The sequence below is a fragment of the Dyadobacter jejuensis genome (assembly GCF_003149085.1).
Taxonomy (GTDB): domain Bacteria; phylum Bacteroidota; class Bacteroidia; order Cytophagales; family Spirosomataceae; genus Dyadobacter; species Dyadobacter jejuensis.
In genome coordinates, this window is the sequence record NZ_QGDT01000005.1 from 157,303 (window position 1) to 173,427 (window position 16,125).

Genomic DNA, 16,125 nt, shown 5'->3' on the forward strand with positions numbered 1-16,125 from the left:
AAAGGCCCCAAAGACACTATTCCTAAGCCTTACCTAAACCTAAATATCACCAAGCAATGAAAAAAATCTTTCTCCTACTAGTATTATGGACTAGTTCAGTGACGGTTAGGAGCCAGAACGTTAAACATATATTGCCTACCAAGCCACAAATAGAATGGTCGGAGGCAGAGATTGGCGTCATGTACCATCTGGATATGCAGGTATTTGAGCCTACTTATTTGTTTAGGGAGGATTGGAATTACCAGCCCGATGTCTCCAAATTTAACCCCACCGAGCTGGATACCGATCAATGGCTTAAGTCGGCCAAGGCCGCTGGAGCTAAATACGCGGTGTTAGTCGCCAAACATTGCAGCGGATTTAGCCTTTGGCCAACGAGTGCCCATGACTATAGCGTAAAAAACGTACCCTGGAAAAACGGCAAAGGCGATATTGTAAAAGACTTCATAGCTTCCTGCAAAAAATACGGGATTAAGCCGGGTCTCTACGCCAGTGCCTCGGTAAATGCCTACTTTCAGGTTAATAATCCGGGTAGGGTACTTTCAGGAAACCAAGAGGACCAAGAAAAGTATAAACAAATTGTAAGAACTCAGTTGACGGAACTGTGGACACAATATGGAGAATTGTTCGAGATTTGGTTCGATGGGGGTGTGCTGCCCCCCGACAAAGGAGGAATTGAGATGCTATCTCTGCTGAAAAAATACCAACCCAAGGCAGCAGCCTTTCAAGGCCCCTATGGCTATGAAAACAATATACGATGGGTGGGCAACGAAAACGGAGTAGCTCCTTACCCCTGTTGGTCGCAAGCCGACTCCACGACTTCGGCCACTGGTCTTATCCAAATAAAAGGTCTGAATGGTAGTCCTGACGGTGCCTTTTGGTGCCCCGGCGAGGCTGATTTTCCCTTGCGCAAACATGCCTTCCTAGGCGGGTGGTTTTGGAAGGAAGGGGAAGAAGATAAAATTCGCTCCTTGGAGGATCTTAAATCCAGATACAATGAAACCGTCGGAAGGAATACCAACATGCTACTCGGCGTGGTAGTAGATGACCGAGGGCTAGTTCCCGATGCCGATGTAAATCGGCTAAAGGAATTTGGAGATCAGGTAGACAAAAGATTTTCAAAGTTATTAGGGAGCACTTCTGGAAAAGGTCTAAATACATTAACCGTCCAATTTGCCAAGCCTCAAAATATTAGAGATGTCATTATTCAGGAAGATATTGCATTGGGCCAAAGGGTACGCGAATATGCACTATATGGTCAAAGAAAAGGGGACTGGCAACGGATAGCCGAGGGGAGTAGCATTGGCCATAAAAGAATCGAATCGCTTCAGGAAGGCGATTTTGACGCCATCAAACTGGTGATTGAGAAGTCGGCTGGCAGTCCGATGATTAAGAACTTGGCTTGCTATTAGGACCGTAAGCCGACTGAGTGTATGGCGTCATGTAGGTTGAATCCAAAAAATTATCAGTAGAATATAGCCTAATGATCCTCTGATTGGGTAGTTCTAATGAAGTAAAGTAGCCGCTCAGATACCTAGGTGGTTGCCTTATCTAACCCTTAAACAGAAGTGATATTTTCAATGAGTTCTTTTCGTAATGTTTTGTACAGCATGGTAGGTACGGTGCTGTTGACAACGCCCTCCTGGGGCCAAGCCAAAAAAGTGCATCCTGATAACAAGTATGCCGAAGCAGAGTTGATTCAGAAAAAAGCCAATGGCTTTAAGGGGATTTGGTATATGAACCAACCCTCCAACGATGAATATGTGTACAAATACAGTGGGGGCTTAGCCGTATACCCTGCTAACCACAGGCCCTTTGCCATGTATGCCCCCAAGGTAAACAAAACCTTTTTTTGCTTTGGAGGAACAGACGATAAAAATTCGACTTTATTGCATAATGTTTCTTATTTTGATCATCGAACGGGTAAGGTGGCCAACCCTGTAACGTTGCTGGACAAGAAAACCACAGATGCCCACGATAATCCCGTTATTTCTATTGACAATGAGGGGTATATATGGATATTCTCTACTTCTCATGGTACCACACGGCCATCTTATATCCATAAAAGTAAGAAGCCCTATGATATCGAAGACTTTGAAACAATCGCTGCCACCGAAATGGTGAATGGGGAAGAGAAGCCTTTCAATAATTTCTCTTACTTTCAGGTGTACCCCATCAAGGGAAAGGGCTTTATTGCCTTGTTTACTAAATACAACAAGAAAGGGAATAGGGTTATCGGGTTTAATACGAGTAAAGATGGTGTAAAGTGGAACGAATGGAAAGTGTTGGCACATATTCAGACGGGGCATTATCAGGTAAGTGCCGAGTCGAATGGCAAAGTAGGGGTGGCCTTCGACTACCATCCTGATGGAAAGGGACTCAATTATCGTACTAATTTACAATATTTGGAGACTGCCGATTTTGGTGAAACATGGCAAAATATTCAGGGGCAGCGTGCTACACTGCCTTTGACGAATGCCGAAAACCTGGCGGTGGTACATGACTATGCCAGCGAAAAGCTCAACTGCTATCTATTAGATATCGCATTCGATCAAAAACAAAAGCCTGCCATTCTGGTCATATCTAGCAAGGGGTTTGAGGCTGGGCCAGGAAACAATCCTCGCAACTGGACGTTTTATCGGGCTCCCAAAAATGAGTGGAAGTCCAGTGTGGTCACTACTTCCGATAGTAATTATGATATGGGATCTATATTTATAGAATCTAAAAATCGGATTAAAGTGATAGGGCCCACCATCGATGGCCCCCAAGCCTATAATCCTGGTGGCGAAGTGGCCATGTGGGAAAGTAAAAATGGCGGGAAAAGTTGGGCACTGGCTAAGCAAATGACTAAGAATAGTGCCATGAACCATACTTATGTGCGCAAACCGCACCACGCCCATCCCGACTTTTACGGTATCTGGGCCGATGGCCACGGTCGGAAACCCTCTGAGTCCTACCTCTACTTTACCAACCGCCAAGGGGATGTATTTCAGTTGCCTCGCCATGCTACAGAAGACATGATCACTCCCGTTAAAGTACAGGACTAGGACATCTCCTACGACCATTAACTAACGGTAGAGGCTGTCGAAGGCTCGTTTACCACGATGGCGGTCATGATAAAGTATAGCTTCAGCAAAAAACAAACTAGCCTATTCCTCCGCGTGGTGGAATAGGCTAGTTTATTTATTTCAGGTTCTAATTATATACTTTTTTCGTAACCCGATAGAACCACCAGGGTAGAGTCCTTAACGTTGGTGGCACTCACTTTGATGCCTCCAGTAAAGGTGGAGTCCTTGGCTGACACCGGCTTAAATGATACGTAAATTGGCTTGTTTACTACATTACTGTCTATCGTAACACTGGCGGTAAACGGACCGTTCTGAGCAAGGCTAACCTGAAATGGAGCCGTGGCGGTAACGCTGAGCTTATCAATGATGCACTGTGTGGACGATAGCAGGAACTGGGCCTGGGAAGTGGTCTTGGTTTGCGTGGTCGGGAAGGTAAGTCGCTCCGTGGAACTACTTACGGTGGACAAACCATTGCATTTGGGTAAAAGTACTTCCGTCACCGTCTCTGGCATAAATTCATTGAAGGGATTAGTAGGCTCGTAGATCGTCTGTGCTATCAGCTTACTGGCAGGCTTGAAATCGTTCAGTAGAATGGTAGTGTTGAACTTTCCGAGCCATACTTCTTGTGGGTTTCCGGCAGCATCTTGATAAAGAAGACGTACATTTTTAAGCCCTTCATGGTTTTTTCCAAAACTTACCAAAGCACCATTGCTAGCCGGTAGGTTAGACTTTTGAAACTTCACCCCCGTAATTTCCTTGGGCAGTAAAGTTTTTACAAAACTTTCTCCCAACACATTGACGAGTATCGATTTCTCCAGCGATTTGTTTCCAGAGTCGTCCATCAACGTGGCTACAAATCTATAGGTACCCTCGTGAATGGCCAAGTCTACGAAAGCCGTATCGGTGCCATTATGTTTCCTGTTGATCGTAAAACGGTGGGTCAGGGTATCATTCAGGATTTTTAATTCTCCCTTCGTTATTTTTGGATCGGCATTATAGACGATCGCAAAGCGTACTTTTTCGAATCCCGATTGGGTGATGATGGTATCGGCCGTACCGACATAGGTCGACTCAGGGACTTTGCTGAATTCGCTGAAGGTGTCTTCCAATGAAGTACACGCGGCCATAAGTAGTAACAGGAAAATGGGCAAAGACCATTTTTTATATTGATTGTATATGCTCATGAGATCATTTTTAATAGTTGATCAAAAAATCCTAATTGGTCCTTATTCCAACACCTTACCCCATAGGTTTATTTCCATGATGTGAATGAAGTTGGCACCCGACCAATTTTTCTTATTGACGAAACGAATGTAGCGGATGGGCTTGGACGGATCTACAGATTCGAACTCCTCGCCAGAGGCTGCTTGGGCTACGTCGTCGGCACTGTTTTGGCCGAGGGCCGCTCCCGACGGCTTCTTCACTTCCCCTTCTTCGACCAGTCGTGTCCATCCTTCCATGGAGGTCCCATCATAATTAGCCGGGATCTTGTCTATCCCCCAAATCTCGAAATTTCGAGGGTTTCCATGAGCGAAGATCCAAGTGCCTTGGCGTTGCCAAAATTTGATTCGACTAATATTGGCGGTAACCCCCAAATCGAAGGAAAATACCGGATACGGCTCGGTATAAGGGGCAATTAGGGCCCCTCCATCCGTTTGGCTCGTATGGAATCCACTGCCATTGATATTATTATTCCATAAGTTTTCAATAATCCAGCCAAAGGCATCTTTGGAGTCGTTAGGGATGGCTGGGGCTATCTTTTTAAACTTCTGAATATCCAAGAGTTGTTCCTGTATCGGGGTGATATTAGCGAATATAGTGTCGCTAATATTATTCCATCGGTCTATGGCCACGGCAGCAAAGTCGGCTTGTTCGGGTTCAAATCCTCTAAAGCTGTATCCAGTACGTTGGTTGTTCGAAATAAACGCAGAGGATTGGTATTGGTAAAGACCACTCTCCTTATTTTTTTTCAGGATTTGTATTTCTACCTGCACCTCACTCTTATTATCGTAGGATAGGCGTACTCCACCAAAATCTTCTTTAAGACTAAAGCTGTCGAAGAGGTCGTCGATAGGGGCCCTAAGTGGGGTAACCTTCACAACCACGGGGGTCGAATGGTTATTGCTTCTGTCTACGGAAGTAAGTGTTACATCAATTTCCTGGCCCGACTTCAAGCCATCGAGAGTGATTACATTCTTGAAGACGGAGGAAGTCTTAGTGATGATTTCGGTTCCTCTCGAAAAGGTGGCTTCTATCCTGAGCAGGTCAGGGTCGGAGGGTAGTTGATAAACCAACTCCGCTCCACCGGCCGTATTTTTTACCTGTACTTCCGTTACCGGAGCAGGGGGCGTGTTGTCCTTTTCGATGGGGCCATGAAAGTTGTCATCCCCACAAGAAAATAACAGAGCCATCAAAGTGGAAAAAAATAGGCATTTTATTTGTGCATATGATTTCATAATGATTGTCATTTAAGGAGTTACCATCCAGGGTTTTGAACTAAATTAGGATTGGCCAAAATGTCCGTTTCCGAAATAGGCCAGAAGTAATCGCGGCTCGAGAATTGATACCGGCCATATACCAGAATGTTATAATAACTTTCGGTATCTTCTCCTTGAATATTCCATCCCCTAATGGGGGCGTTCATGTATATTTCTGCTTTTTTCCATCTCCTTAAGTCCCAAAGACGGTGTCCTTCGAAGCTTAGTTCAATAAGCCTTTCTTGCTGGATAATATCGCGAAATCCTTCCTTGTTCAAGGGTTTGTCAGGAAATTGGGAATGCTCTCTCCAGGATTCTACTACGCCCTTAAGTCCTGCTCTTTCTCGGATTTTATCTATCCAGGGATATGCTTCGGCCGTTCTACCGACTTCATTTAAGGACTCTGCATACAGTAAGTATAAATCGGCGAGCCGAATAATGGGAAAGGGATACCTTTCTGCAGAATAACCACTGTTGGGGGCACTTTGCACCGCTTCATAATGGACTATCTTTTTGGCGAAGTATCCAGAAAGGGAATAGCGGGTTGCGTCGAGGATTCCCGCTCTTTGTCCTCTTTTGGCTTCTACAAAATAGGAGGCTTTGTCGAGCTGGCCATGTCCTTCCCATATGCCGGTGTCGAAACCCAGAAACCCATAAAAGCGCGGTTCTCTGTCGAAATTAAGCTTGGCCGTAACTTTCCCTTCCTTAATATAATATCGGTAATCTGCCGTGGCTGTGGCTGTGGCATACCGGTTGGCGTAGTCGTAGTTTTTGTCTTCGGTGATAGGTACCCCATTGCTAGAATAAAACAATTCGGCAATGCGAAGAGGAGGGGACCAAAACGAACTGGTGCTTTCCCGGCTTTCGGCTGTTAACAGCGGATTGATTTTGGCTTGAGCCCTTGCCTGGAAACCGGCAGTAAAAGTACTGTTAGAACCACCCCAGAGTAATTCGTTATTCCAGGGCTCGGTCATTGCTCCTCTCACTGTGAGCTTGGTATAGGTGGAATCGCTAGAATTTGGGAGCTCATTCTTGTTAAATGTAAACAGGTTATGCCCGTTCATTTCAGCCACTTCTATGGCCTCCTTACAGGCCTGAACGGCATCAATCCATTTGTTTTCGTCGTAACTAGTGGCAAAAAGTGGAGTCCCATCTTTATTGGTAAAGCTCGCATAGTCACTGTTTCCATTGAATAAAGGGCTGGCCGCCGTAACGAGCACTTTAGCTTTTAGGGCATAGGCGGCTACTTTGGTGAGCCGACCAAGCTCGGTTCCTACGTCGGTGATCGTCAATGGGAGTTCTGGGTTGGCAATGGCCTCATCTAGGAGTTCAACAATATATTCGTTTACTTCGTCGACCGGATCTCTGGAAACCCTTACCGCATCGAGTCCTTCACTAACCTCTATGTTTTGGCGGACAAGGGGTATGGGACCGTACATCCTTAACAGGTAAAAATGAAAATAAGCCTTCAGAATCTTGGCTTCGGCCGTCCATCTCTCCATCTCATTGGGTAGGATATCGAAGGGTTTGTCTACGTTTTCTAGGAAAATATTGCAGTCGCGCAGGGCTATAAATAAATTCCGTACAGAGCCTGTATTGCCCCAATACCCCAATAGCGGCCCCACTTTATTCTGTCCACCTCTAGATAGGATATGTCCGGCCCAAGTTCGGGAAACATTTTCATTGACAGCGATTTCATCACCTGCCGTCATGGCCGGGTTGTTGTCGGAGACATAGGCAGGCAAATAGTTATACAGGGTAGCCAGGAAGCGTTCGGCATTATCGCGCGTTTCGAAGGCCTCCTCTATGACGGCAATATTGCTTGGGACTACATCCAGAAATTTACCACAGGATCCGCTCAGCAAACTGATCGCCAGTGTGAAGAGCAGGGTTATATATTTATTTTTCATAGTATCGTTACAATTAAAAGCCCACTTGAATACCTAAATTGAACACTTTTTGTAGAGGATAATTGAATCCATTCCCTCCCAGTTCGGGATCCCACATCTTGAATGCGGACCAAGTGAATAAGTTGGTTCCGGTAACATATACCCGCAGGTTCGACATCCCCCACTTTTTGGTGTTCTTGATGGCGGTGTAGCCTACTTCAAGCTGTTTGAGCCTTACAAATGACCCATCTCTGATCCACCAAGTGCTATTGGGCGTATTATTGGCGTTGATGGTCGTCGATAGGCGAGGCCATAATGCATATACATCCGGGTTTTCTTCTGACCAATGATTATCGGCATAGGCTTGAATGAGTCCATTCTCAGAAAGTATGCCGTTGGCAGAGGAAAGTGTAAGGGGGTCATTGGAAAGAGTTCCCGTAATACTATTGACAAACGGACCCGTACGTACGGGGTCAATGGAGAAGGAGGTTTCTGCCAGGCCTTGGAAAAAGACATTGAAGTCAATTTTTTTATAACCCATAGAAGCACCAAAACCATAGGTGACCTTTGGTACCGTTGGTTTTCCTATCGGTACTAAGTCAAGGGCCGTAATCACTCCATCTTTATTTAGGTCCTTGTATTTCAGGTCTCCACCACCATAGTCGAGTCCTGGAGTACCGAATTGCTGTGGTGAGTTCCTGGCCTCTTCATCATCTACAAATAACCTTTCTGCGATAAGTCCCTTGCTGACATTGACGTTATTGCCAATATTGGACACCCAAGGAGCACCGATAGCGGCATAATTGGGTTCTTCGTATACCTTATACCGGTTGTCGGAGAACGTATAGGTTCCTCGAGCGGTGACCCATAGCTGGTTCGCAAAACTGTGGTTAATATCCAAAGATCCGTCAACTCCCCAAGCCTCTACAGCGCCTACATTGCTCTTTAAGGGAGCTTGTAAGCCGAGGGTAGAGGGAATGTCGGACCGGGTCTGGAGGATACTGGATCGGGTTTCAGTAAAATAGTCTACTCTTAGCTGAATAGCGTCCTGATGCAAATTCAGATCCATACCGATATTCATCTTTCTGGCACGTTCCCAGGTGACGCGGGCATTTGCATAGCGTGAAATGGAAACCCCATTTACCACTTTATCGAAACGTTTACCGTAAGTAGACCCAGCTTGACCGGAGGCAAGATTCACTTCTGACAGATAGAAAAACCGGTCACTGGCATTAGAACTACCGATTTTGTCGTTGCCGACCCAACCAAATGAGGTGCGGAACTTAAGTCGACTAATGGTATTACTCAAAGGAGCAAAGAATTTTTCGTTAGAAACAAGCCAGCCCACTCCAAACGATGGGAAGAATCCCCAACGGTTATCCGTGGCAAACCGTTCTGACCCGTTATAGCCAAAGTTTACTTCAGCGAAATATCGATTGTCGTAGTCATAATTAAAGCGTCCAGAGATTCCTAGATTTCGGCTAGGAAGTGACGCAGCGACAGTATAAGCGTTGGCATCCAAAAACTCCTGAGCGAGGGCCACCACTAAACCTTGGGTATTGTGTTTATTAAAAGACCGAACGTAATCGATAGCCGTTTGGGCATAGAACACCGAAGAGTTGGTTCTGCTGCCAGGCTCTAGTTGGAGGGCTTCTAAGCCAGCCTTAGTACGGACCATACTATACGTATCGTTGAGTTGGTCATAACTTTGAATTCTATAGAAATAAGGGGAGTAGGCCCTTCTATTTTCAAAATAAGAGCTGGTATTGGCATTTCCCAAAAACCGAAGACTTAAGCCTTGGGTGATGACATCGAGTTTTTGGTTAAGCTCTAGTTGTACCAGGGACAGCTGCCTACGGGTATCTCTATAGCCTCGCTGTAGTTCGGCATAAGGATTAAACCATGCGGCCTCGTTTCCTGAAGTAGTCGATCCTCTAGGGCCATAGTCGTTACCAAAAGTGATATGAGGAACTCCCACCAGGTTTCCAGTAGGCTCTATGATTGGGGCAAACCGCACGGGACTGGTTCGAATAGCGGCATTGTACATGGCGTTACCTCCTTGCAAAGGCCCTTTTAGGTTGTCCAAAGTTGAATGCAGCCGTACGACCATTTCAGTTTTAGGGCTAAGGTCAATATTGACATTGGCCCTAAGTAAGAACCTGTCTAGGTTAATATTACTTTGAAACGGATTGCTGGGGTCTGATTTGATCAACCCGTTGTCGTGGGTGTATGAGCCAGCCACGTAATAACGCGCTTTTACTCCTCCACCTCGTACATTCAAATTGAACCTTTGTTGGTTGGTGTTATCTCTAAAGAGCATATCATACCAGTCGACTGCAGGGTAGGCATTCGGATTTAAGCCTCTTTCAGTACCTTTTATCTTCTCTTCGGTATAAGTGGCAAATCGACCCCTAGTCCTTTCTGCTTCGTTTTGCAGTCGCATATAGGTGATTGGGTCGGCCATTTTTATCAGAGAAACGGGTGTGCTTATCGAGTTTTCTACCCGTATACTCACCACGGCAGGTCCATTATTACCCGACTTGGTGGTAACCAATATTACTCCATTGGCGCCCCTAGCCCCATAAATGGCCGTTGTTGTAGGATCTTTTAATACGGAAAAACTCTCGATGTCGTCGGGTTGTAGCCTGGCCAAGTCGTCGACGGTAAGCTCAACGTTGTCGATGAGTATCAGGGGGCCATTCTGATTATTGAAGGAGGCTACCCCTCTTACAAAGAATTGAGCGTTATTGGCACCTGGCTCACCGGAAGTTTGGTAAGATATAAGCCCCGAAACTCTTCCTGCAAGTGCGGTGGTAAGGTTGCTAGCCGGGACTTTTAACTCTCCCGGCTTTACGGACGTCATCGCCCCTACAACTGCATCCTTTTTAATAGTCCCAAAACCTACTACTACGACTTCATCGAGCGCTTTCTCATCAGTTTGTAAGGTGACGTCGATGATAGATTTATTGCCGACGGTAATCTCTTGTGTTACAAACCCCACAGCAGAAAAGGAGAGAATATCCTTATTGCTAGGGACAGTTATGCTGTATTTTCCGTCGGCGTCGGTATTCACTCCGACCGTCGTTCCTTTCACTAAAACGGTAACACCGGGAATTCCGGATTGATCTTCGGGGTCAACGACTCGTCCCTTAACCGTCTTTTCGGTAGCTTCATAGCTGGCTCTGGCATGCTGGCTATTGAAAATTACCAAGCTTAAAATTAGCATGGACTGTACCAGATAGGCACGAGCTATGCTAACCACATGGCTGTTTAGTGGTAAATGCTTTTTCATACATGAATTGAATTTGGAATGGTGAGTAAAATATGGAAATCAGTGTTTATTGCATAGGCAACTGCTTGGTTAAGTTGAATATAAAGTACTAAAATTTATATAAATAAAGTAAATAGATTTGTGATTCTAACGTTATGTAGCAACAGTGGTCTGTGTTTTTAGTATGTAATAAGTTATATAAAATAGTACTTTAGGTATATTGTATATTGCTACTAATCTCTAGAAGGCCGAATTTTTGATCCGCTAGCTAGATTTTTTCAGACTGGATGTTGTTTTTCTACTAAAATTTGCACGAGCGTCCGACAGTACAGGATAGTTTTGTAGAAATAGTATTTTAGGTGGACTTAAAATTTATAAAAAAATCTATTAAATTTAGGATATATACAAACTCGCACATTAGGAAAGTGTATTACTACTCGATGGATTAAGCGATGCTAAATCAGATCGTTTTTTCTAAATCCTCCAACGGTTTGCCTTAAAACCTAGGTACGAGGCCAGATAATCGGTTAACTCATCCATAGAATTGGATGCAGGGAATTAGGTTTTGTTGGAATGTGATTTAATTCTCTCCTCTCCTAAGGAGATTGTTGTACAAACACCGAAAAAAACAAAGAACCAATTGGTGGGCATAGATGTACGCAATTTGCTAACTTTAGACCTATGAACCGCAACGACTATTTGTGGAAGGGGATTTTGGAAAATGTCGCCGACGATTTTTTACGCTTCTTTTTTAGAGATGCGGACAGTTTGTTTGATCTGGATAGAGGTTTTGCTTTCCTAGATAAGGAATTGGCAGATCTGTTTCCAGATGAGGAAGCCCTATCTCCTAAATTCGTTGATAAGCTCATTAAAGTATTTACCAAGGCAACTGAAGAAAGTTCTTCCGAGGAAAAGTGGGTATTGGTTCATGTGGAGATTCAGGGTTATAGAGACAACAGCTTTCCATCACGTATGCATACCTATTTTTATCGGATACTCGATCGGTATCGTCAATCGGTGACGGCTATAGCCATTTTTACTGATCGGGATCGGAAATACCGTCCAGAATTTTATAAATACGACTTTCTGGGTACTAGCTTGATATTTCGGTTCAATACGTATAAAGTGCTCGATCAGGATGAGGAGACGCTAAGAAATGATAGTAACCCTTTTGCCGCCGTCATTCTGACGGTTCTGATGACTTTAAGAAAGAAGGAACTGTCAGATCAAGAACTATTTGAGATGAAACGTGGTTTATTACGTAACTTACTGCACCACAGGGTTTCGGCGTCAAAAATTGACAAACTGATTATTTTTTTGCAAGTTTATGTTCAGTTTAAGGATCAGGATTATGCTAGACAGTTTGAGCAAGAAATAAATGAAATCACTAAAAATGACAGATCGATGGGAATCAGGGAATTAGTATTAGATCATGCCGAAAAGATAGGTATCGAAAAGGGTCTTGAACAAGGTATTGAAAAGGGTCTTGAACAAGGTATCGAGGAAGGTATCGCAAAAGGTATCGAAAAGGGCATTGAGAAAACTGCCCGAAATTTGGTAAAGTCCTCCATTCTTACCAACGCACAAATTGCATCCGCCCTTGAGGTATCTGTAGAATATGTGGTTAATATACGAAAGGAGATGGATATGGGGATATAAGGCTAGTGCCAAGAGAGGTTTTCTACTTGTCCTTGAGTAAATGTTTAATTTTTCAAAGGGATACGACTATAACATTTTGTTATGATCTATTACCTTTTATCATTTTTGCTAGCTTCGTCTAATGTGGATATTTGTGGCCTAAACTAGTAGCTAAGCCATGGATTTTCGCGAGAGTATTTTTAAAAAAGAGTTTCCTATAGGGGTTCACCAAAAAACGCGAATTGGAGCCTTTGTTTTGGTGCTGACAATTTGTGCAACTCCTTTTGTAGGAGCGGTAGGGGGGCTGGTAATGGGTGTAGCATTCGCACTCGTGCTAGGTCATCCCTATTTGGAGTATAATCATAAGGTTGTTCAGTGGCTCTTACAAGCATCGGTGGTCGGTTTAGGTTTTGGGATGGACTTGCAACGAGTAATTCAGGTAGGGGCTCGGGGTGTTTTGTTGACCATGTTTTCGATCGTCTGCACTTTAGCATTGGGATATGGTCTAGGAAAGGCTTTTAGGGTCGATCCTAAGGTCTCCTTTCTGATTTCAGCAGGTACAGCTATTTGTGGTGGCAGTGCTATAGCAGCACTTTCGCCGGTTATCCGCGCCAAAGAACGACAGGTATCCCTGGCTTTGGCCTGTATATTCATTCTAAATGCATTAGCTCTATTGGTTTTTCCGTGGTTGGGTCATTACTTTGGCCTTTCACAGCGTCAGTTTGGCCTATGGTGCGCTTTGGCCATTCATGATACAAGCTCCGTGGTTGGTGCGGCAGGCGTATATGGAGTAGAGTCATTGGAGCTCGCAACCACCGTAAAATTGGCCAGGGCATTATGGATTATCCCTATCTCTTGTATTTCCACTTTCTACAGCCATGGAGCCATTCGTCGGATTCGTATTCCTTATTTTATTGGACTGTTTTTAGTAGCTGTATTGGCTAATAACTTTATACCAGCTGTGGCTAATATGTCATACCTTTTGGGCGCACTGGCACATATTGGCCTTAAAATATCCTTGTTTCTGATTGGAACGGGGCTCACCAGATCCGTTTGGAAGACGGTGGGGCTGGGGCCTTTCCTCCAAGGGCTTCTTCTTTGGGTGCTCATTTCATTTCTTGGCTTGCTATTGGTCGCGGGATGGCATTTTTAATGATAAACGGGTCTGGATATATTTTCTCCTATTCGTAACATGCTGTGGGTGATGCATTAGTTAATTGGGTCATCGCTTCAAAATGCTAACATTTTTTGAGGTAGAATGGCCCTGATAGTGACTTTACCTTTTAACCTTTCCCTCAAGTTCAGGACAGGTGCCAACCCTTGGTGATCAATCATAAAACAGACCCATAAAACTCCTATGAATAAGTTATTGCTTGTTGTGACCTCTTGTATGTTATTGACTTGTCATGTTGAAGGCGAGCGGAAGGCGATAATGGAGCTGGATTGGCCCGAATATTTGGGAGGTCCTGACAGGAACCATTATTCCGATTTGACTCAGATCAATCCTGAAAACGTAGCTAAACTACAAGTAGCTTGGACCTATACCATGCCCGATTCAGGACAGACCCAAGCGAGTCCGATAGTGATAGACGGGGTACTCTTTGGCGTTGCAGCGGGAGGGCAGGCTTTTGCTTTGGATGGGGCGACTGGAAAACAAAAATGGATTTTTGAGGACGATAGTAATAAAGTTTCTAATACCAATCGTGGGCTGGCCTATTGGACGGATGGTCAAGACGAACGAATCTTACACGCTATGGGCGCTTATTTATATGCCCTAGACCCTCAAACAGGAAGACCTATAGCTACATTTGGCAATAATGGCAAAATAGATTTACACCTGGGACTTCCTATGGTGGCTCAAAACAAATACCTCGTTTCTAATACACCGGGGACCATCTTTGATGACCTGATTGTCGTGCCGGTTCGGGTATCGGAAGGGTCCGACGCTGCCCCTGGGGATATTAGAGCCTTTAACGTGAAGACGGGCGAATTAGTCTGGACTTTTCATACCATACCTTATCCTGGGGAATATGGTTATGAAACATTTCCTGCCGATGCCTATAAGAATAATTATACGGGAGGAGCCAATAATTGGGCGGGTATGGCTGTTGACAAGGAGCGGGGAATCCTTTATGTGCCGACTGGGTCGGCAGGGTTTGATTTTTATGGGGGCAATCGAAAGGGGAAAAATCTGTTTGCCAACTGTTTGATCGCCCTAGATGCGAAGACAGGCAAACGAATATGGCATTTTCAAACCATCCATCACGATATGTGGGATCGGGACCTGCCCGCCCCACCCAATCTGATTACTGTCACGCATCAGGGTAAGAGAATCGATGCCGTCGCACAAGTCAGCAAGCAAGGTTATGTGTTTTTATTTGATAGAGAAACTGGGGACCCACTGTTTCCTATAGAAGAGGTAAAGGCCCCAGTTTCAGATATCCCTGGGGAGGAATCATGGCCCACCCAGCCCGTACCTACCAAGCCTAAGCCTTTTGCCCGACATTCTCATACGCTAACAGAGGCAGATATCAATCCTTATGCGGCTAATAGAGACTCTTTACTCGTTCGGTTTCGGAGTTATAGAAAGGGCTTCATGGCTGCTCCGAGTAGGGAAGGGACCTTAATACTGCCAGGTTTCGATGGAGGTGCCGAATGGGGGGGAGCCGCCGCCGATCCTAAGGAAGGTATCCTGTATGTCAATAGCAATGAAATGCCCTGGATTCTGACCATTATCGACCGCCCCAAAAAGGAAAAGTTGGCAGGAATGACACCTGGTAAGAAAGTCTATACTCAATATTGCATGGGCTGTCATGGTGAAGCCCTCGCTGGGAACTCAGTTAGTGGATTTCCTTCTCTTATTGGCATTAATAAACGACACAATAAGGCTTATGTGTCTTCCTTGGTGAAAACAGGTAAAGGCATGATGCCCGGATTCCCGATGTTAAAAACGGAAGAAAAACAGGCTTTAATTGCTTTTCTGTTTAATGACGAGAAAATAGAGGCTCCCAGCGCAGAACCTACCGAAGGAAAGTATCAGCTACCCTATACGACAACAGGTTATAATAAATTTCTAGACGAAAATGGTCTTCCAGCCATTACACCACCTTGGGGAACGCTCAATGCCATCGATTTAAATACGGGCGAGTATCTATGGCGTATTCCATTTGGTAATGAAGAATCCTTAAAAGGCATCGCTAAGGAGCCGACTGGACTGGAAAGTTATGGTGGGCCCGTTGTTACCGCCAGCGGGCTCTTGTTTATAGCTGCCTCAAAGGATGGTAAGTTTAGGGTGTATGACAAGCATTCGGGTACATTATTGTTCGAAATTCCTCTGCCAGCTCCTGGTTTTGCAACACCTGCCACCTACGCCATCGCCGGGAAACAATATGTCGTGATTGCCTGTGGAGGTACTAAGCTGGGTACCCCTAAGGGTAATCAGTATGTAGCCTTTGCCTTACCCTAAGAAGCGAGTGGGGGGACTTTTACAAATCCTGTTGCGCCCTTGGTGATTAGTCAGTACTGCAAGGAGCACACGCAGACATGGCTATGATGTTGCCGCCAGGGATGCGCATTATAAATCCGCAGCTTCAACCATTGTAGGTAGATAGGAACCAGTAGCCCTTGGACTATTACCCATGCGGTATAGGGCTTTTACAGGAACTCGACTGAAATAAAAATCAATTACTTAACAAGAAAAGTCGTTTCAGGTTAATGTCAAAATGCTTGTAAATGGCAGATAGTGATTGGTTTGAATTATAGAATACAAAAATAAAATGGAAAAA

At 44.8% G+C, this 16,125-nt stretch carries 9 protein-coding genes; 5 read left to right on the plus strand and 4 right to left on the minus strand.

Annotation, left to right across the window (positions count from 1 at the left end; all coding sequences use genetic code 11):
• The first annotated feature begins 56 nt into the window (after positions 1-56).
• The gene (locus CLV98_RS11920) at positions 57-1,409 is read left to right on the plus strand and encodes an alpha-L-fucosidase (protein ID WP_109674553.1); all 1,353 of its coding nucleotides are present in this window, start codon (positions 57-59) and stop codon (positions 1,407-1,409) included.
• 168 nt (positions 1,410-1,577) lie between these two features.
• Positions 1,578-3,044 carry a BNR-4 repeat-containing protein gene (locus CLV98_RS11925; protein WP_109674554.1) on the plus strand — a complete coding sequence of 489 codons (1,467 nt, stop codon included), beginning with the start codon at positions 1,578-1,580 and terminating at the stop codon, positions 3,042-3,044.
• A 152-nt stretch (positions 3,045-3,196) separates the two neighbouring features.
• Here CLV98_RS11925 and CLV98_RS11930 read toward each other — a convergent pair whose 3' ends face one another.
• The 4 genes from CLV98_RS11930 to CLV98_RS11945 are packed head-to-tail and all read right to left on the minus strand — an operon-like array spanning position 3,197 to position 10,723.
• Entirely contained in the window at positions 3,197-4,249 is a 1,053-nt protein-coding gene (locus tag CLV98_RS11930) for a DUF4998 domain-containing protein (RefSeq protein WP_109674555.1), read from the minus strand.
• Positions 4,250-4,291: 42 nt separating this feature from the next.
• Positions 4,292-5,521, minus strand: coding sequence for a DUF5000 domain-containing lipoprotein (locus CLV98_RS11935; protein ID WP_158281242.1), 1,230 nt, complete (start codon positions 5,519-5,521; stop codon positions 4,292-4,294).
• 20 nt (positions 5,522-5,541) lie between these two features.
• Positions 5,542-7,452 carry a RagB/SusD family nutrient uptake outer membrane protein gene (locus CLV98_RS11940; RefSeq protein ID WP_109674557.1) on the minus strand — a complete coding sequence of 637 codons (1,911 nt, stop codon included), beginning with the start codon at positions 7,450-7,452 and terminating at the stop codon, positions 5,542-5,544.
• Between the two features lie 13 nt (positions 7,453-7,465).
• A complete protein-coding gene (locus tag CLV98_RS11945; RefSeq protein ID WP_109674558.1) occupies positions 7,466-10,723 on the minus strand; it encodes a SusC/RagA family TonB-linked outer membrane protein in 3,258 nt (1,085 codons plus the stop codon).
• 660 nt (positions 10,724-11,383) lie between these two features.
• Here CLV98_RS11945 and CLV98_RS23905 point away from each other — a divergent pair.
• From CLV98_RS23905 to CLV98_RS11960, 3 genes are all read left to right on the plus strand, one after another.
• On the plus strand, positions 11,384-12,361 hold the full coding sequence (locus tag CLV98_RS23905; protein WP_109674559.1) for an RpnC/YadD family protein: 978 nt from the start codon (positions 11,384-11,386) through the stop codon (positions 12,359-12,361).
• A 157-nt stretch (positions 12,362-12,518) separates the two neighbouring features.
• Positions 12,519-13,493 (plus strand): YeiH family protein, encoded by a 975-nt coding sequence (locus tag CLV98_RS11955; RefSeq protein WP_109674560.1) that lies wholly within the window; start codon positions 12,519-12,521, stop codon positions 13,491-13,493.
• 237 nt (positions 13,494-13,730) lie between these two features.
• A complete protein-coding gene (locus CLV98_RS11960; RefSeq protein ID WP_229203351.1) occupies positions 13,731-15,806 on the plus strand; it encodes an outer membrane protein assembly factor BamB family protein in 2,076 nt (691 codons plus the stop codon).
• Positions 15,807-16,125: the final 319 nt, after the last annotated feature.

Coding starts and splice junctions, on each gene's coding strand:
- CLV98_RS11935 (WP_158281242.1), bottom strand. CDS start 5,521: ATGAAATCATATGCACAAATAAAATGCCTATTTTTTTCCACTTTGATG.
- CLV98_RS11940 (WP_109674557.1), bottom strand. CDS start 7,452: ATGAAAAATAAATATATAACCCTGCTCTTCACACTGGCGATCAGTTTG.
- CLV98_RS11960 (WP_229203351.1), top strand. CDS start 13,731: ATGTTATTGACTTGTCATGTTGAAGGCGAGCGGAAGGCGATAATGGAG.
- CLV98_RS11955 (WP_109674560.1), top strand. CDS start 12,519: ATGGATTTTCGCGAGAGTATTTTTAAAAAAGAGTTTCCTATAGGGGTT.
- CLV98_RS11925 (WP_109674554.1), top strand. CDS start 1,578: ATGAGTTCTTTTCGTAATGTTTTGTACAGCATGGTAGGTACGGTGCTG.
- CLV98_RS23905 (WP_109674559.1), top strand. CDS start 11,384: ATGAACCGCAACGACTATTTGTGGAAGGGGATTTTGGAAAATGTCGCC.
- CLV98_RS11920 (WP_109674553.1), top strand. CDS start 57: ATGAAAAAAATCTTTCTCCTACTAGTATTATGGACTAGTTCAGTGACG.
- CLV98_RS11930 (WP_109674555.1), bottom strand. CDS start 4,249: ATGAGCATATACAATCAATATAAAAAATGGTCTTTGCCCATTTTCCTG.
- CLV98_RS11945 (WP_109674558.1), bottom strand. CDS start 10,723: ATGAAAAAGCATTTACCACTAAACAGCCATGTGGTTAGCATAGCTCGT.